The sequence below is a fragment of the Xanthomarina sp. F2636L genome, assembly GCF_026410195.1.
Taxonomy (GTDB): Bacteria; Bacteroidota; Bacteroidia; order Flavobacteriales; family Flavobacteriaceae; genus Xanthomarina.
Genome location: NZ_JAPMLM010000001.1, coordinates 1 through 326 on the forward strand (window position 1 = coordinate 1; position 326 = coordinate 326).

At 45.7% G+C, this 326-nt stretch carries 1 protein-coding gene; it reads left to right on the forward strand.

Annotated elements, in window-relative coordinates; genetic code table 11:
- Positions 1–326 (forward strand): hypothetical protein (locus tag OS191_RS00005; RefSeq protein WP_267153660.1); only part of this gene is annotated, 326 nt, incomplete at both ends.

Below are 326 nucleotides of genomic sequence, written 5' to 3' on the forward strand. Positions count from 1 at the left end.
CAGGATCACAGCCTGCTGAACCAACGACTGAATGCTGGGAAATTGCAACCTTTGATAACAATACCTGTGCTTGGGTAGTTACTGGAACGCAACCTGTTGAACCAACAACGGAATGTTGGGAAACAGCAACCTTTGATAACAATACCTGTGCTTGGGTAGTTACTGGATCACAGCCTGTAGAACCATCAACGGAGTGCTGGGAAACTGCTACCTTTGATAACAATACTTGTACTTGGGTAGTCACTGGTTCGCAACCTGCTGAACCATCAACGGAGTGTTGGGAGACGGCTACTTTTGATAATAATACCTGTACTTGGGTAGTCACT